General features: G+C 59.4%; 16 protein-coding genes. 5 read left to right on the forward strand and 11 right to left on the reverse strand.

Annotated features, from left to right (window positions below; genetic code table 11):
• The first annotated feature begins 4 nt into the window (after positions 1–4).
• Complete coding sequence (locus ACL2XQ_RS23905) at positions 5–2,077, forward strand: YccS/YhfK family putative transporter (RefSeq protein WP_410013258.1); 2,073 nt, start codon at positions 5–7, stop codon at positions 2,075–2,077.
• Positions 2,078–2,093: 16 nt separating this feature from the next.
• On the opposite strand, the gene argD is transcribed toward ACL2XQ_RS23905, so the two are convergent.
• Positions 2,094–3,320: a bifunctional acetylornithine/succinyldiaminopimelate transaminase gene (argD, locus tag ACL2XQ_RS23910; protein WP_410013257.1), complete on the reverse strand. Its 1,227-nt coding sequence runs from the start codon at positions 3,318–3,320 to the stop codon at positions 2,094–2,096.
• Between the two features lie 158 nt (positions 3,321–3,478).
• On the reverse strand, positions 3,479–4,054 hold the full coding sequence (locus tag ACL2XQ_RS23915) for an aminodeoxychorismate synthase component II (protein WP_413721564.1): 576 nt from the start codon (positions 4,052–4,054) through the stop codon (positions 3,479–3,481).
• A gap of 200 nt (positions 4,055–4,254) precedes the next feature.
• On the opposite strand from ACL2XQ_RS23915, the gene ACL2XQ_RS23920 reads away from it, so the two are divergent.
• Positions 4,255–6,030: an ABCB family ABC transporter ATP-binding protein/permease gene (locus ACL2XQ_RS23920; protein ID WP_413739764.1), complete on the forward strand. Its 1,776-nt coding sequence runs from the start codon at positions 4,255–4,257 to the stop codon at positions 6,028–6,030.
• 241 nt (positions 6,031–6,271) lie between these two features.
• A complete protein-coding gene (locus tag ACL2XQ_RS23925) occupies positions 6,272–6,655 on the forward strand; it encodes a DUF427 domain-containing protein (protein ID WP_410013254.1) in 384 nt (127 codons plus the stop codon).
• 20 nt (positions 6,656–6,675) lie between these two features.
• Here ACL2XQ_RS23925 and ACL2XQ_RS23930 read toward each other — a convergent pair whose 3' ends face one another.
• The 3 genes from ACL2XQ_RS23930 to ppiA all read right to left on the reverse strand — a co-directional run bounded on the left by ACL2XQ_RS23930 (position 6,676) and on the right by ppiA (position 8,157).
• Positions 6,676–7,278, reverse strand: a complete 603-nt coding sequence (locus ACL2XQ_RS23930; RefSeq protein WP_410013253.1) for a putative adenosine monophosphate-protein transferase Fic — start codon at positions 7,276–7,278, stop codon at positions 6,676–6,678.
• Positions 7,268–7,435 carry a YhfG family protein gene (locus ACL2XQ_RS23935; RefSeq protein WP_410013252.1) on the reverse strand — a complete coding sequence of 56 codons (168 nt, stop codon included), beginning with the start codon at positions 7,433–7,435 and terminating at the stop codon, positions 7,268–7,270. Before ACL2XQ_RS23935 ends, ACL2XQ_RS23930 begins: the two co-directional genes overlap by 11 nt.
• Before the next feature lie 149 nt (positions 7,436–7,584).
• Positions 7,585–8,157: a peptidylprolyl isomerase A gene (ppiA, locus tag ACL2XQ_RS23940; RefSeq protein WP_413721567.1), complete on the reverse strand. Its 573-nt coding sequence runs from the start codon at positions 8,155–8,157 to the stop codon at positions 7,585–7,587.
• A 317-nt stretch (positions 8,158–8,474) separates the two neighbouring features.
• On the opposite strand from ppiA, the gene tsgA reads away from it, so the two are divergent.
• On the forward strand, positions 8,475–9,668 hold the full coding sequence (tsgA, locus tag ACL2XQ_RS23945) for an MFS transporter TsgA (protein ID WP_413723505.1): 1,194 nt from the start codon (positions 8,475–8,477) through the stop codon (positions 9,666–9,668).
• Positions 9,669–9,704: 36 nt separating this feature from the next.
• On the opposite strand, the gene ACL2XQ_RS23950 is transcribed toward tsgA, so the two are convergent.
• Complete coding sequence (locus ACL2XQ_RS23950; protein ID WP_410013250.1) at positions 9,705–10,310, reverse strand: LysE family translocator; 606 nt, start codon at positions 10,308–10,310, stop codon at positions 9,705–9,707.
• A 41-nt stretch (positions 10,311–10,351) separates the two neighbouring features.
• Complete coding sequence (locus ACL2XQ_RS23955) at positions 10,352–10,567, reverse strand: DUF1127 domain-containing protein (RefSeq protein ID WP_413721568.1); 216 nt, start codon at positions 10,565–10,567, stop codon at positions 10,352–10,354.
• Between the two features lie 176 nt (positions 10,568–10,743).
• Between ACL2XQ_RS23955 and ACL2XQ_RS23960 the strand changes: the two genes are divergently transcribed.
• Positions 10,744–12,168 carry a PLP-dependent aminotransferase family protein gene (locus tag ACL2XQ_RS23960; RefSeq protein ID WP_413721569.1) on the forward strand — a complete coding sequence of 475 codons (1,425 nt, stop codon included), beginning with the start codon at positions 10,744–10,746 and terminating at the stop codon, positions 12,166–12,168.
• Between the two features lie 10 nt (positions 12,169–12,178).
• Here ACL2XQ_RS23960 and ACL2XQ_RS23965 read toward each other — a convergent pair whose 3' ends face one another.
• The 4 genes from ACL2XQ_RS23965 to rpe form a co-directional block, all read right to left on the reverse strand.
• Positions 12,179–13,462, reverse strand: coding sequence for a cytosine deaminase (locus ACL2XQ_RS23965; RefSeq protein ID WP_410013247.1), 1,284 nt, complete (start codon positions 13,460–13,462; stop codon positions 12,179–12,181).
• Between the two features lie 165 nt (positions 13,463–13,627).
• The gene (gene trpS, locus ACL2XQ_RS23970; RefSeq protein ID WP_413721570.1) at positions 13,628–14,632 is read right to left on the reverse strand and encodes a tryptophan--tRNA ligase; all 1,005 of its coding nucleotides are present in this window, start codon (positions 14,630–14,632) and stop codon (positions 13,628–13,630) included.
• Between the two features lies 1 nt (position 14,633).
• A complete protein-coding gene (locus ACL2XQ_RS23975) occupies positions 14,634–15,332 on the reverse strand; it encodes a phosphoglycolate phosphatase (protein WP_410016710.1) in 699 nt (232 codons plus the stop codon).
• Positions 15,325–16,056 (reverse strand): ribulose-phosphate 3-epimerase, encoded by a 732-nt coding sequence (gene rpe / locus ACL2XQ_RS23980; RefSeq protein ID WP_410013240.1) that lies wholly within the window; start codon positions 16,054–16,056, stop codon positions 15,325–15,327. Before rpe ends, ACL2XQ_RS23975 begins: the two co-directional genes overlap by 8 nt.
• Between the last annotated feature and the right edge of the window lie 19 nt (positions 16,057–16,075).

Below are 16,075 nucleotides of genomic sequence, written 5' to 3' on the forward strand. Positions count from 1 at the left end.
CAGTATGTGGCGCCGGTTAATCTACCACCCTGAAGTAAACTATGCCCTGCGGCAAACCATCGTGCTATGCCTGCCGGTGGCCGCCGGCCTGTTATTCGGCAGCTTGCAAAACGGCCTGCTGTTTTCGTTGGTCCCTGCCTGCTGCAATATCGCCGGCCTCGATACCCTGCATAAACGGTTTTTCAAGCGACTGGCCGTCGGCGGCGTGCTGTTCGCGCTGAGCAGCGTGCTGATCCAGGTGCTGTTGGCCGTGCCGGTGCCGTTGCCCTTGGTGATGCTCGGCCTGGCGCTGCTGTTCGGCGTTACCGGTGAAATCAGCCCGCTGCACGGCCGTTTATTGCCCGCCGCGCTTATCGCCGCCATCTTTACCCTGGGGCTGGCCGGCAATGTGCCGCCCGCCGTGCCGCCGCTGCTGTATATTGCCGGCACCGCCTGGTACGGGCTGTTCAACGCCCTGTGGTTCCGGTTGTGGAAGGAGCAGCCGATGCGGGAATCGCTTAGCCTGCTGTATCGGGAGCTGGCGGATTATATCGAGGCGAAATATACCCTGCTGACACAGCATACCGATCCGGAAACCGCCCTGCCGCCGCTGTTTGCCCGCCAGCAGGCGGTGATTGATCTGATTGCCCAGGTATACCAGCAGCTTTATATGCTGTCGGCCAATGATCAGCTGCAGTACAAACGCCTGCTGCGTTCTTTCCAGGTGGCGCTGGATTTGCAGGAGCATATCGCCGTCAGCCTGCACCAGCCGGACGAAGTACAAAAACTGGTGGCGCAAAGCCACGCCGAGGCGGTTATCCGCTATAACGCCCGGCTGATTGCCGCGCGGTTGCGGGTACTGGCGGATGATATTCTCTATCACCGGCAGCCGGGGCGTTTTAACATGGCCACCGCGCTGTCGGCCCTGGAAAAAATTGCCGACCGGCATCCGGATAATCCGGTCGGACAGTTTTGTTATTACCATTTCAGCCGTATCGCCCGGCTGCTGCGTACCCAGCGCCCGCTTTACCGCCGCGACCTGATGGCCGACAACCAGCAGCGGCTGTCGTTTTGGCATGCGCTGGTCAGCTACTGTTCCTTTAAATCCATGGCGCTGCGCAGCGCGGCAAGGCTTGGGATTATGCTGGCCATCGGCAGCAGCCTGGGGCTGGTATTGGATCTCCCCAAACCCTACTGGATTTTAATGACGGTGATGTTTGTCAGCCAGAACGGCTATAACGCCACCCGGGTGCGGATCCAGCATCGGGCCCTGGGCACGTTGGCGGGGTTGGTGATTGCCGCCGGCACGCTGCAATTCAGGCTGAGCGACGGCACGGTATTGCTGTGCATGTTGTTCCTGACGCTGGCGTCTTACCTGGTGTTGCGCAAAAATTACGGCCTGGCGATGATCGGCATGACGGTGACCGCGGTGTATACGTTGCAGCTACTGTCGCTGAACGGCGCGCATTTCCTGGTGCCCAGGCTGGTGGATACGCTGATCGGCTGTATGCTGGCGTTCGGCGGCATGCTGTGGTTATGGCCGCAGTGGCAAAGCGGTATGCTGCGCAAAAACGCCCATCTGGCGCTGGAGCGGGACCAGGACGCGCTGCGACTGCTGCTGCAACCCGCCCCCGAGCCGGCGGCGCTGGCCTACGCGCGCATGAAGGTCAACCAGGCGCACAACGCGCTGTTTACGTCGCTTAGCCAGGCGATGCGGGAGCCGGCGTTTAATTCGCGCTATCTGACCGATATGCGTTTATGGGTGACCCATAGCCAGTTCATCGTCGAGCACATCAATGCCATGACCATCCTGGCGCGGGATCACTACATGCTGACGCCGACGCTGGCGCAAAAGTACCTGGCCTCTTGCGAGGTGGCGCTGCAGCGCTGCCAGCAACGGCTGGAATATGACGGCCCAAGCTCAGACAGCCCGGTGATGGATGCCGCCGGCGAAACGCCGGAGCTGCCCGGCACCCTGATGGAACGCCATCTGCGGCGTATTCTGTTCCATCTGGGCGTGATGCATACGATTTCATCGGTAGCCTGGCGCCAGCGGCCGCAGCACGGCAACTGGCTGGCGCGCCGGTTAAGCCATTAGTCTCCCGCCGCGCGCCTTAGGGTTTGGCGGCGATAACCTGCGCCACCGCCTGTTCAAACCGGGCCATGCCCTGTTCGATATCGGCGAACTCCACCACCAGCGACGGCGCGAAACGGATGACGTCCGGACCGGCGTTGAGGATCATCAGGCCCTGCGCGGCGCTGGCGTGCAGGAACTCGCGCGCCCGGCCATGGAACTGCGGCCGCAGTTCGGCGCCCAGCAGCAGGCCCATGCCGCGCACATCCGAAAATACCTGATATTTGTCGTCAATCGCCTGGAGCGCGCTGACGAAACGATCGTGCCTTTCGTTAATGCCCGCCAGGACTTCCGGCTGGTTAATCACATCCAGCGCCGCCTCGGATACCGCGCAGGCCAGGGGATTGCCGCCATAGGTGGTGCCGTGGGTGCCCACTTTCATCACCGAGGCGATCTCTTCCGTAGTCAGCATGGCGCTGATGGGGAAACCGCCGCCCAGCGCCTTGGCGGTGGTCAGAATATCCGGCGTTACGCCATAGTGCATATAGGTAAACAGCTTGCCGGTGCGCCCCATGCCGCACTGCACTTCGTCCATCACCAGCAGCGCCTGATTTTGGTCGCACAGATCGCGCAGGCCCTGCAGGAATTCCGGCGTGGCGGGCATAATGCCCCCTTCACCCTGAATCGGCTCCACCACCACGGCGCAGGTATGATCATCCATCACCGCCTTGACGGCCGCCAGATCGTTAAAAGGCACATGGACGATATCCGCCGGTTTTGGCCCGAAGCCGTCGGAATATTTTGGTTGCCCGCCCACGGTAACGGTAAACAGCGTGCGGCCGTGGAACGCGTTATGAAAAGCGATGATTTTGGTTTTATAGGGGCTGTGGCGGGTAATGGCGTAGTGACGCGCCAGCTTAAACGCCGCTTCATTGGCCTCGCCGCCCGAATTGGCAAAAAACACCCGGTCGGCAAAGGTGGCGTTAATCAGCTTGCGCGCCAGGCGCAGCGCCGGTTCGTTGGTAAAGACGTTGCTGGTGTGCCATAGGGTTTCGCCCTGGGCTTTCAGCGCCGCGACCAGCGCCGGGTGGCAATGTCCCAGCGCAGTGACGGCAATGCCGCCGGAGAAATCAATATATTCCTTTCCGTCCTGGTCCCATACCCGGCTGCCCTTGCCCCGGACCGGAATAAACTGCGCCGGTGCATAAACCGGCAGAATAACCTGGTCGAAAGTTTCCCGCGTTACTGCGCTATTATCTGTATTCATATGTAATTACCCGGTCCGCAACAAATCAAGAAGTGATATTATAGTCATAAAATATGAATAAAAAATCACTCCAGTGCAATCGTTTTATCACTATCAGAGCGAAAAAAAGCCGCTGCCCGTGGCCTTGTCCGTTAATGCTATATCAACATGCCGATCGGCTAACACGCAAGAAAGTTCGCCAGGAGTTGATGTCCCTGCTCGCTGAGCACGCTTTCAGGATGAAACTGTACACCTTCAAGCGGCAGGGTTCGATGACGGATGCCCATAATTTCATCCCGCGCGCCGTCGCGCAGACTCCAGGCGGTCGCCTCCAGGCAATCGGGCAAGCCGGCGCGGTCGATCACCAGGGAATGGTAGCGGGTGACCGTCAGCGGCAGGGCCAGCCCGGCGAAGACGCCGCGGCCGTCATGGATAATGGCGGAGGTTTTGCCGTGCATCACCTGGTTTGCGCGCACGATGCGGGCGCCGAAAGCCTGCGCAATGGCCTGATGACCCAGGCAGACGCCGAGTATAGGTATCCTGCCGGCAAAATGACGAATAGCCGCCAGTGAAATGCCGGCCTCGTCGGGGGTGCCGGGACCCGGGGAAATCACCAGTTGCCGCGGGGCCATGCGCTCGATATCGGCCAGTTGCAACCGGTCGTGGCGCCATACCTCTACCTGCGCGCCCAGCTCGCAAAAATATTGGTACAGGTTGTAGGTAAAGGAGTCATAGTTATCGATAAGCAGCAACATCGCCGGTATATCCTACTGGTAAATAGATTTTTATTGAATAACAACAGGATGCATTTTAGATAGCGGCCCGTGCCCCGCCAGCTACACAGGATAGCGTCCTTTGCCTGGACAGGAGATCAGGACCTGTGTGATATTCACCCGACGCCCGCCCGCAGGCTACCGGCCATATTGTCATATCGTCAGGGATAAAAAAACAACGCATGTACCGTTATAAGCCGCTGAAAATACTGCTGCCTTACCTGTGGCCCAAGAATAACCCTAAGCTGCGCTACTATCTGGTGGCGGCGCTGCTGTTTATGATCGTGGCCAAGGTCGGCACGTCGCTGGTGCCGCTGGCCTATAAAGCCATCGTCGACCGGCTGGGCGGCGACCAGGCGCGGCTGCTGGCCGTGCCCATCGGGCTTATCCTCGCCTACGGTCTGGCGCGGGTCTGCGCATCGTTATTTGATGAACTGCGCAACGTGATGTTTATCTATGTCAGCCAAAACGCCACCCGGCTGCTGGGCCTGCGCGTTTTCCGCCAGCTGCATGCCCTAAGCCTGCGTTTTCATCTGGAACGGCGCACCGGCGGGTTGTCCCTGTCCATCGAGCGGGGAACCCAGGCGGTCTCGACGGTGCTGTCGCGCGTACTGTTCTCCATCGTGCCCATCTTATTTGAAATCAGCCTGGTGGCGGCCATTATGTGGCGGCTGCTGAACATCTGGTTCGCGGTGGCGATTATGGCCACCGTCGGCGCGTATATCCTGTTTACCATTACGGCGGTGGGATGGCGTACCCGCTTTCGCCGCGAATTAAACCAGGCCAATGCCGACGCCAGTAATAAATCCCTCGACAGCCTGCTTAATTACGAGACCGTGAAATATTTCGGCAATGAGGCGTTCGAGTGCCAGCGCTTTGACAGCTCGCGTCGGCTGTATGAGCGCGCCGCCATTAAAAACCAATTCAGCTTTACGGTGCTGAGCATTGGCCAGACGGCGGTGATTTCCGTCGGTTTGGTCACGATGATGGCCATGGCGGCGCGCGGCATTACCCAGGGCACCATGACCCTGGGCGACTTTGTACTGGTTAACGCTTATCTGCTGCAGTTGTATCAGCCGCTGAATTTTTTTGGTTTTATTTATGCGGAAATACGCCAGGCGCTGATCGATATGGATAATATGTTTGATCTGCTCACGCTGGAAAGAGAAATTGAAGATCGCCCTGGCGCCGCGCCGCTGCGCGTTACCCGCGGGGAAGTGGCGTTCAACGCCGTCGGTTTCGGATATGACGCGCGCCGCCCCATCCTGGGCAATATCACATTTACCATTCCGGCGGGGAAAACCGTGGCGGTGGTCGGCGCGTCGGGCGCGGGCAAATCCACGCTGTCGCGCCTGCTGTTTCGTTTTTATGATGTCGATGCCGGCGCCATCACCGTGGACGGGCAGGATATCCGCGACGTTACCCAGGCGAGCCTGCACCGTGCCATCGGCATCGTGCCGCAGGATACCGTGCTGTTTAACGATACCCTGCGCTATAACATCGGCTATGGCAATACCGACGCCACGTTTGCCGAAATCGAGCGGGCCGCCAGGCTGGCGCATATCCATGATTTTATTGTCAGCCTGCCCGACGGCTACGAGACCCGCGTCGGCGAACGGGGCCTAAAACTGTCCGGCGGTGAAAAGCAGCGGGTGGCCATCGCCCGCACGGTGCTGAAAAATCCCGCCATCCTGGTCTACGACGAAGCCACCAGCGCACTTGATACCCAGACCGAACGCGAGATCCAGACGCATCTGCGCGAGGTCAGCCGCGATCATACCACCCTTATCATCGCCCACCGGCTGTCCACTATCGTCGATGCCGACGAGATTCTCGTGCTGGAGGACGGCGCCATCGCCGAGCGCGGACGCCATGGCGAGCTGCTGGCGCAAAACGGCCGCTACGCGGCGATGTGGCAGCATCAGCGCCGCGAGGAACAGGATCAACAGACGGCGTAAACAACGCCTTCGGGGCGGCGGCGCGGCTTCACGTGGCTTGCGTGCATCCTGCCGGTGGCCGAGGCCGCAGCCTGCTTGCCGGGAGAGTAAAGGCTAGGGAGCACTGGCGGTAACACGCCGCACGCGCAAAGGCGTAGGCTGCGATAGTACGCCATGGCCGGTCACAGGCCGGATACCCCCGCCGCGGTTTATTGCGGCGGGTCCCCCGGACGTCACGATAACGCACCGAGGTCATACCGTTATGAATACCAAACCCGTTAAAATACCAGGTCCCGATCATCCGATCACCATTGAGCCCAACCCGCAGCGCATCGTGGTGTCCGTCGGCGGCCATACCGTCGCCGACAGCCGAAAGTCGCTGACCCTGCGCGAAGCGGACTATCCGCCGGTGCATTATATCCCGCGCGCCGATGTGGACATGACGCTGCTGGAAAGGACCGACCATGCCACCTATTGCCCCTATAAAGGCGATTGCGCGTACTACAGCATAACGCCGGGCGGACTGCGCTCGCGCAATGCCGTATGGAGCTACGAATCGCCCCATGAGGCCGTCGCCGCCATTAAGGATTACGTGGCGTTTTATCCCGATCGCGTCGACAGCATCGACCTGCGTCCCGGCGGATAATCAACGCGGCGCCGGCAGGCTTAATCGGGCTCGCCCGGTTCGGCGACCACGCGGGCAAACAGGGCGGCCAGGGGTCCCGTGTCGCCAAAGGCGCCGGCTTCATTGGCCGCCAGCCACTCCTCCCGTTCGATGGGCCGCCAGCGCACGTCGTAACCGGCATGGATAATCAACTGCTCAAAGAAGACCCGCTGCGCCCGTCCGTTGCCTTCCCGGAACGGGTGCAGCATATTGATATCGGCATAATATTGCGCCAGGCGCGGCACGATTGCGTCCAGGGACAACCCGCGCAGATAGTCTTCATCCTCCAAACGCTGCATCACCGCGTTGCCCTCCTTTTCCAGGTAGGCAAAATGGCAATAGCGGGTTTCATTTTGATAGATATCCACCGTGCGCAACTGCCCGGCCCAGTCGTAAACATCCTGGAACAACTGGCGATGCAGGGCGCATAGCCAGGGCAGTCCCCTCTTTGGCGGCCCCAGTTCTATCGTCGCGGCGCGCAGCCCGGTTAGCGCCAGTTCGGCCTCGCGCAGGCCGGCGGACTCATGAATATTAAGCCGGTTGGCCAATACCGGGAGGCCGGGATAAAAATAGGGATCGCGTCCGTCGCCGAATTTATCGTTCATAATGCCTCCTGAGCTCGTCAATGCGCAGCAAGGCCTCTTGCGCCGTCAGGGTAACCGGTTCGGCGGTAAAACCTTCGAGGCGGTTGCTGGCGTGGAAATTCTCATTGCGGCGTTGCTGGAACAACCTGGCTTTTTGTTTTTCAGTCATTTTTTTCATGTCATGCCTCCTGGCTGCGACCTTGAGGTAATAACATGAAGTATAACCGGCATTGGCGGGTTCGCCGGGAAGCGAGGCGCGGACGATGGCGACGGGCCGCCGGGGAAAGGCCATGGCGACCTTTCCCGTTAAGCTGGCCGCGGCGGGGATTATGGCATAATTTTAGCGGACAGGATGGTCACCGGTTTTACCGGCACATTCTGGTAAGGCCCGACGTTTTTGGTCGGCACCTGGGCAATTTTATCGGCCACATCCATCCCCTTGACCACTTTGCCGAACACGGCATAACCGAAATCACGCTGGCCATGATCGAGGAACGCATTATCGGCAACGTTGATAAAGAACTGGCTGGTGGCGCTGTCCTTGTCGTTGGTGCGGGCCATGGCGACGGTGCCGCGCAGGTTGCGCAGGCCGTTATCCGCTTCGTTTTTTATCGGCGCCTGGGTGGCCTTTTGCGTCAGATCCTGGTTGAAACCGCCGCCCTGGACCATAAAACCGGGGATGACGCGATGGAAGATGGTGTTGTTGTAAAAGCCGCTGTTCACATAATCGACAAAGTTTTTCACCGCCACCGGCGCTTTTTGATTATCCAGCGCCAGCTCAATATTCCCCGCCGAGGTCGTCAGCAGTACATGGGTGTCCTGACCGGCGGCGAACACCGGGCAAGAAGCCGCCGCCAGGGAGAAAACCAGTGCGGCGGTGGCCAGGTTTCGTTTCAGCATGAAGGGTTCCTTTTTAATACATGGGCAACAGGAAGGGCTCTGATTCTAAAGAGCGGACCGCGCTTACGCTACCCATTTACCGTTTTTTACGTAACAGGTTTTATATCGTCGCCGGGAAGGACCTCCCGCGCGGGCGGGATGGGTCTACCGCCGTTAAACAGATATTGCAAAAATCGCTGAAAAAGTCCGGCGGGGCGACTTTTATGTCCACGGCATAAATCGCCATGATAGTATTTGTGCCCTATCGGTGACAGTAAGGCAACAATGATGCCGGCGGGCGGCAAGCCGGTCGGGCGTCGACATTTAACAGGCCAATGATGAATAACAAAAATCGACTGCTGCTAACGTGGATTAGTTTTTTTTCGTACGGATTGACCGGCGCGTTGGTGATTGTCACCGGCGTGGTGTTAAGCAATATTGCCGCGTATTTTCAGGTCCCCGTTTCGGCCATGAGCGCCACCTTCACTTTTCTCAACTCCGGTATTTTGCTGGCGATTTTCCTGAACGCCTGGCTGATGGAGATTATCCCGCTCAAGCGCCAGCTGATTTTCGGCTTCGCGCTGATGGTGCTCGCCATCGCCGGCCTGATGAGCGGGCATACCCTGGCGCTGTTTTCGCTGTCGATGTTTGTCCTGGGCGTGGTGAGCGGCATTACCATGTCCATCGGCACTTATCTCATCGCTTACCTTTACACGGGACGGCAGAGGGGTTCGCGCCTGCTGTTTACCGACTCGTTTTTCAGTATGGCCGGGGCGGTATTCCCCATCCTGGCCGGCGTGCTGCTGGCGCGCCATATTACCTGGTATTGGGTGTACGCCTGTATCGGCCTGCTGTACGTGGCCATTTTTGTCCTGACGCTGCTGAGCGAATTTCCGGTGCTGGGCAAGAAAGACCGCGCGGGGGATCCGCTGGCCGTGCCGCCGGCCCGGGAAAAATGGGGCGCAGGGGTACTGCTGCTGTCGGCCGCCGCGCTGTGTTATATCCTGGGGCAGCTGGGTTTTATCGCCTGGGTGCCTGAATACGCGACCCACAGCTTCGGCATGGATATCGAGCAGGCCGGCGGGCTGGTGGGTAATTTCTGGACGGCGTATATGGTCGGCATGTGGTTTTTCAGCGCGGTACTGCGCCATGTGGATTTACAGCGCATCGTTACCCTGCTGGCCGCGCTGTCCGCCGTCCTGATGTATCTGTTTATCACCTCCGGCCATGGGGAACATCTGCATTATTACCTGCTGGGGCTGGGGTTTGTTTCCAGCGCCATTTATACCACCATTATCACCCTTGGCTCGCAGCAAACCCGGGTGACCTCTCCCAAACTGGTGAACACCATTCTCACCTGCGGCACCATCGGCACCATGCTGACATTTGTGGTTACCGGCCCTATCGTCGCGCATCTGGGGGTAAAATTCGCGCTCATAACCGCCAATGCGTTGTATCTCGCCGTGTTCGTCTTGTGCCTGTCGCTGGGTTTCGTCACCCGCCATAGGCTGCACGGACACGCGGGCGAATAACCGGCTGGCCACGCGCATGCCTGGCCCGGGCAGGGACTAGCGCACCAGCAGTGGATAGAGCGACAAGACCAGCGTCGCGGCCATCAGGCGATTGAACATCATCTGCCGGTGCGACTGGCCGAGCCTGTTTTTCAACATGCTGCCGAAGGCCGCCCAGGCGCTGACGCAGGGAGCGTTGATCAGGGTAAAAATCAGGGCGATCAGCACAATATCGCGAAAATGATATTGCAGCGGGGCATAGGCGGTGACGGCGCCTATCGCCATCAGCCAGGTTTTGGGATTCAGCCATTGAAAAACCACCGCGCCCCAGTAGCCCAACGGCACGGCCGCGCCGCTCAGGCCGCCCGACGGCGCCACGGCGTTGGCGATGCGCCACGCGAGATAGACCAGGTAACAGGCGCCGCTCACCCTGACCAGGGGAAACAGCATGGGATAGAGCTGGAACAACCGCTCCAGTCCCAGGCCGATGGCCAGTATCATCAAGCACAGCCCGCAGCTAACGCCGAAAATATGGGGCAAGGTACGGTAAAAACCGAAATTCACCCCGGAACTGGCCAACATGGCATTATTGGGTCCGGGGGTGATGGACGTGACAAACGCGTACAGGCAAAAGGCGCTTAGTTCGGCAATGGTATTGGTCATGGTTCATTCAGTCCTTGTGATAGAAATCCTTTATCAATAACTTATTTTTTTTCGTCCCGATACGCGACTTCGCTGCGTGAAAGTCCGATATCCTTCAGCTGATCGTCACTCAGGGCGCTTAAGATCAGGCGGTTGCGCCGCCGCCGCTGCCAGTCGGTGAACCGGTGGTAGAACGCAAGCAGCGGATTCTGACCGACGGCGTGGCGCGGCTTTACGTCCAGGGGAAGGGTCCGGCCTATTTTTAACGTGTTTTTCATGATGGTTCCTCCTCGTCGGTTGATGGAACTATCATGCAACGGTATGCTGATACCGTACAGATTCAGAAATCCGGTATTTTCACCATACAAATAATAATAATCAGCGCTGTAATGCTTAGATTTCGTCCATTCTGTATTGCTTTTTACTTAGAAAATTTAACCTGTATGAGGGCGATATGACGCGTTATGACAACCTGGCCGGTATCATCGGCGAACGTATTGAGCAGGGGCTATATACCTGCGGTCAGCGGTTGCCCTCGGTGCGCGCCCTGAGCCTGGAGCATGAGGTAAGTATCAGCACCGTGCAACAGGCGTACCGGGTATTGGAGGAACGGCGGCTGATCGAGGCGCGGCCGAAATCAGGTTATTTTGTCAGCCAGCAGCATGAGCCGGCCGCGCTGCCGGCCATGTGCCGCCCGGCGCAGCGGCCGGTGGAAATATCCCAATGGGATCTGGTGCTTAAGCTGCTGCGATCCGATCCGGTTGACGGCATGGTGCATCTGGGGCCGGGTATGCCGGATATCAGTTCGCCCACGTTAAGACCGCTGACCAGACAGTTAAGCCGCATCGCCCTGCATCCGGACCTGCGCGGCATGACCTACGGCGATATCAGCGGCGCCCCGGCGCTGCGCGAGCAAATCGCCCGGCTGCTGGTGGACAGCGGTTGCCTGGCGCTGTCCGACGATATCATGATCACCACCGGCTGCCACGAGGCGCTGTCGATCGCCATTCACGCGTTATGCCAGCCCGGGGATATCGTGGCGGTGGATTCGCCCAGTTTCCATGGCGTGACCCAGACGCTGAAGGCCTTCGGCATCAAAGCGCTGGAAATCCCCACCGACCCGGTGACCGGCATCAGTCTTGACGCGCTGGAACTGGCGCTGGAACAATGGCCGATCAAGGCCATCCAGGTCACGCCCAATTGCAATAATCCACTTGGTTATATTATGCCGGACGCGCACAAGCAGGCGCTGCTGAATCTGGCGGCGCGCTACGATACGCCGATTATCGAGGACGATGTCTATGGCGATCTGGCCTACCGTTATCCGCGTCCGCACACCATTAAATCCTTTGACGACGACGGCCGCGTGCTGTTGTGCAGCTCATTTTCCAAAACCCTGGCGCCGGGCCTGCGGGTCGGCTGGATCGTGCCCGGCCGCTATATGGAAAAAGTGATTCATATGAAGTATATCGGCACCGGCGCCACCGCGTTGCAACCCCAGCTGGCGGTGGCCGAGTTTGTGCGCCAGGGCGATTACCAGAAGCATTTGCGGCGCATGCGCGCCCGCTACCAGCTTAACTGCGATATCATGACGGACTGGGTCAAGACCTATTTTCCGCCGGAGACCCGCGTCAGCCGGCCCCAGGGAGGATTTTTAATGTGGATCGAACTGCCGGAGCACTTTGATTCCCTCAGGCTGAACCGGCAGTTGGAAAAAGGGGGAATACAAATTGCCGTAGGACCGATTTTCTCGGCCTCCGGCAAATACCGCCATTGTTTTCGCCTCACCTACGCCACCCAGCTCACGGCGGAAATCGAGGCGGCGATCAAAAAAATCGGCGAGACGATTAAACGGCAGTTGGCCGACGTGACGGCTTGAACCAGCAGCGTCACCGCGTGAAATCGACCTTTTCCGCGGGGCCGTCGAGAAACAGCGTCGCCTGCGACGGCAGCGTCTGGGCAATCACCCTGCCCCGGCGGATCACGTAGCGCGGCGCGGTTTGCCGGCGCACCGCGTCAAAACCGTTTTCCGCCGGCAGGATCACCAGATTGGCGCTGTTGCCTTCCTGGATACCGTAATCATCAAGGTGCATAGCGCGGGCGCTGTTAACGGTAATCAGCTCCAGGCCCCGGTTAATTTGCTCATACCCCATCAGCTGGCAGATATGCAGGCCCATATGCAGCACCTGCAGCATATTGCCGGTACCGAGCGGATACCAGGGATCAAACACATCGTCGTGGCCGAAACAGACATTGATGCCCGCCGCCATCAGCTCCTTGACCCGCGTGACCCCCCGCCGTTTGGGATAATCGTCAAACCGGCCCTGCAAATGGATATTCACCAGCGGGTTGGCGACAAAATTGATGCCTGAAAGCTTCAGCAGCCGGAACAGGCGCGCGGTATAGGCGCCGTTATAGGAATGCATCGCCGTGGTATGGCTGGCGGTTACGCGCGCGCCCATGCCGTCGCGGTGCGCCAGCGCCGCGACGGTTTCCACGAAGCGCGACTGCTCATCGTCGATTTCATCGCAGTGCACGTCCACCAGCCGGTCGTATTTCAGCGCCAGGGCGAACGCTGTATGCAGCGACTCCACGCCGTACTCGCGGGTAAACTCGAAATGCGGGATAGCGCCCACCACATCGGCGCCCAGACGCAACGCCTCCTCCAGCAGTTCCCCGCCGCGCGGATAAGACAAAATGCCTTCCTGCGGAAACGCCACCAGTTGCAAGTCCACCCAGGGCGCCGCCTCGCGCTTGACCTCAAGCATCGCCCTGAGCGCCGTCAGCGTGGGATCGGAAACGTCGATATGGGTACGCACGTGTTGAATGCCGTTGGCGATTTGCCATTTAAGCGTTTGCCAGGCGCGCCGTTTTACGTCCTCGTGGGTCAGCTGCGCTTTACGCTCCGCCCAGCGTTCAATGCCCTCGAACAGCGTGCCGGACTGGTTCCAGTGGGGGTCGCCGGCGGTCTGGGTGGTATCGAGATGAATATGCGGCTCGACAAAGGGCGGAATAACCAGGCCGCCTCCGGCGTCCAGCGTTCCCGGCGCCTCCCCGGCGTCGGCGGGCGGCGTCTCCGGCGCGGCGGTGATCCGCGCGAAACGCCCCTGCTCGACGCTAATGCGCCACAGGCCTTCCCGCTGGGGCAGGCGGGCATTGATGATGTATTGCAATGGACATTCCGGCACGGTTCACCTCGTTACAGGACGGGACGCAAGGATTCATCCGGCAAGCTTAACGCAACCGCCGTCCCTTGTCCGCAGCTTCCTTTGATAACCACCGCAAGGCCCAAGTCTAGCCAAGCGCCGCTGTTTTTAGCCGGCGCGAGCAATGCTCAACTACGGGCGGGCGACAAATCCCACGGCCTGGTACACCTGGCGCAGGGTCTGCTGCGCGCGCGCGCTCGCCTTGGCCGCGCCGTCGCGCATAATCTGGTTAAGCAGGGCATCATCCGCGCGAAAATGGCGATAACGCGCCTGCAGATCGGTGAGCATGCCGGACACGGCGTCCGCCACCGCCCCTTTCAGGTGGCCGTACATCTGGCCCTCGAATTCATGTTCCAGGGCAATAATGGATTTGCCGGTGACGCCCGCGAGGATATCGAGCAGGTTCGACACCCCGGGTTTGGCTACGGGGTCGTAGCGCACCACCGGCGGCTCTTGCGAATCGGTCAGGGCGCGTTTCAGTTTCTTCGCCGCCGATTTTGGATCTTCGAGCAGCGTAATCACGTTGTTGCGATTGTCATCCGACTTGGACATTTTTTTGCTCGGATCGAGCAGCGACATCACCCGGGCGCCGGATTTGGGAATAAAGGGGTCGGGCAAGGTAAAGATAGGCCCATAGAGCGCGTTAAAACGCTGGACGATATCCCGCGTCAGCTCCAGATGCTGCTTCTGATCGTCGCCCACCGGCACCTGGTTGGTCTGGTAGAGCAGGATATCAGCCGCCATCAGCACCGGATAATCGAACAGGCCGGCGTTAATGTTATCGGCGTAACGGGCCGATTTGTCCTTGAACTGGGTCATGCGGCTCAGCTCGCCGAAATAGGTGTAGCAGTTGAGCAGCCAGCCCAGCTGCGTGTGTTCCGGCACATGGGACTGCACAAAGATGGTGCTTTTTTCCGGGTCGATGCCGCAGGCCAGGTACATCGCCAACAGATCCAGGGTGGCGTTGCGTAGTTTCTGCGCATCCTGGCGCGCGGTGATGGCATGCAGATCGACGATGCAATAAATACAGTCGTAATCATCCTGCATGGTAACCCACTGACGCAGCGCACCCATATAATTGCCAATGGTCAATTCGCCTGAGGGCTGCGCGCCGCTGAATACGATGGGTTTACTCATTTTACGCTTCCTGATTATCTGTAGATGACAACCCAAGGATGGGCAGGAGATCGGCAAAACGGTCCAGGACATAATCCGGATGGCTCGTTTCGATCGTTTCGCCATAGTTATAACCGTACGTCATGCCGACGCAGGGGCAGCCGGCGGCTTTGGCCGCAATGATATCATTGCGCGAATCGCCGACAAACAGCAGTTCCTCAACGTAGAGTCCCAGTTTGCCCAATACCAGGTAGATGGGCGCCGGGTGCGGTTTTTTCGCCGCCACGTCATCCCCGCCGATCAGCAGCGAAAAATAGCTGTCGATACCCAGCGATGCCAGCAGCGGCGCGACAAAAGGCGTGGGTTTGTTGGTCACCACCGCCATGGGCAGGCCGTGGGCGGCCAGACGGGCCAGCGTGTCTTTTACCTGCGGGAACAGCCGGCTGCCCTGCTCAACGGTCTGGGCGTAAAACTGGTCGAACAGCACGCGCGTCTCGCGGCACAGCGCGGGTTCGGGCGAGGCGCCGGCCCAAATCAGGGCGCGTTCGACTAAAACGTCGGCGCCATTGCCTATCCAGGTGGAAATCAGCGTCTGCCCCGCGGGCGGAAGTCCCTGTGCCTGGAGAGCCTGATCGAGCGCGCTGCTGAGCCCCGGGGCGGTATCGGTTAAGGTGCCATCAAGGTCGAAGGCCAGTCCGCGGATGTTGCAAAGCTTACTCATGGCTGTTTTTTCGCTCAAGGCGGCTATCCCCGGGTCTGGTGTTATCCGGCTCAGGACGGCTGGCGCCCAGCTCGCGACGCATGGCGTCGATAATGGCCCGGTAGTCGGGATGGCCGAAGATCGCCGAGCCGGCGACAAACATATCCGCGCCGGCGGCGGCGATGGCGCCGATATTATCGACTTTGACGCCGCCATCCACTTCCAGGCGAATATCGCGACCGCTGTCGTCAATCAGCCGGCGCACCTGGCGCAGCTTGTCGAGAGTGCCGGGAATAAACGACTGGCCGCCGAAACCGGGATTAACCGACATCAGCAGGATAATATCGAGCTGGTCCATGACATAATCCAGGTAACTGAGCGGCGTTGCCGGGTTAAGCACCAGGCCGGCCTTGCAGCCGTGGGATTTGATCAGCTGCAGCGAGCGGTGGACATGTTCCGAGGCTTCGGGATGAAAAGTGATGTAACTGGCGCCTGCGGCGGCAAAATCGGGAATCAGGCGATCTACCGGCTTGACCATCAAATGGACGTCGATGGGGGCGGTGATGCCGAAGTCGCGCAGGGCCTTGAGAACCATCGGCCCCATGGTGAGGTTGGGTACGTAGTGGTTATCCATCACATCGAAGTGAACCACATCGCCGCCGGCGGCCAATACCCGGGCGGTGTCTTCGCCCAGACGGGCAAAATCCGCCGAAAGGATGGATGGGGCGATTAAAAAATTTTTCATCCGCGTCTCCAATCATTAA

This window comes from Sodalis sp. RH14 (genome assembly GCF_047324285.1).
In the GTDB taxonomy this organism is placed as follows: Bacteria; Pseudomonadota; Gammaproteobacteria; order Enterobacterales; family Enterobacteriaceae; genus Acerihabitans.

Bases quoted from the DNA above. Each gene is read 5' to 3' on its own strand.
- ACL2XQ_RS23920 (WP_413739764.1), top strand. From the start codon at position 4,255: ATGTACCGTTATAAGCCGCTGAAAATACTGCTGCCTTACCTGTGGCCC.
- ACL2XQ_RS23915 (WP_413721564.1), bottom strand. From the start codon at position 4,054: ATGTTGCTGCTTATCGATAACTATGACTCCTTTACCTACAACCTGTAC.
- ACL2XQ_RS23955 (WP_413721568.1), bottom strand. From the start codon at position 10,567: ATGAAAAACACGTTAAAAATAGGCCGGACCCTTCCCCTGGACGTAAAG.
- ACL2XQ_RS23935 (WP_410013252.1), bottom strand. From the start codon at position 7,435: ATGAAAAAAATGACTGAAAAACAAAAAGCCAGGTTGTTCCAGCAACGC.
- ACL2XQ_RS23925 (WP_410013254.1), top strand. From the start codon at position 6,272: ATGAATACCAAACCCGTTAAAATACCAGGTCCCGATCATCCGATCACC.
- argD (WP_410013257.1), bottom strand. From the start codon at position 3,320: ATGAATACAGATAATAGCGCAGTAACGCGGGAAACTTTCGACCAGGTT.
- trpS (WP_413721570.1), bottom strand. From the start codon at position 14,632: ATGAGTAAACCCATCGTATTCAGCGGCGCGCAGCCCTCAGGCGAATTG.
- tsgA (WP_413723505.1), top strand. From the start codon at position 8,475: ATGAATAACAAAAATCGACTGCTGCTAACGTGGATTAGTTTTTTTTCG.
- ACL2XQ_RS23975 (WP_410016710.1), bottom strand. From the start codon at position 15,332: ATGAGTAAGCTTTGCAACATCCGCGGACTGGCCTTCGACCTTGATGGC.
- ACL2XQ_RS23950 (WP_410013250.1), bottom strand. From the start codon at position 10,310: ATGACCAATACCATTGCCGAACTAAGCGCCTTTTGCCTGTACGCGTTT.
- ACL2XQ_RS23930 (WP_410013253.1), bottom strand. From the start codon at position 7,278: ATGAACGATAAATTCGGCGACGGACGCGATCCCTATTTTTATCCCGGC.
- ACL2XQ_RS23905 (WP_410013258.1), top strand. From the start codon at position 5: ATGTGGCGCCGGTTAATCTACCACCCTGAAGTAAACTATGCCCTGCGG.
- ppiA (WP_413721567.1), bottom strand. From the start codon at position 8,157: ATGCTGAAACGAAACCTGGCCACCGCCGCACTGGTTTTCTCCCTGGCG.
- ACL2XQ_RS23960 (WP_413721569.1), top strand. From the start codon at position 10,744: ATGACGCGTTATGACAACCTGGCCGGTATCATCGGCGAACGTATTGAG.
- rpe (WP_410013240.1), bottom strand. From the start codon at position 16,056: ATGAAAAATTTTTTAATCGCCCCATCCATCCTTTCGGCGGATTTTGCC.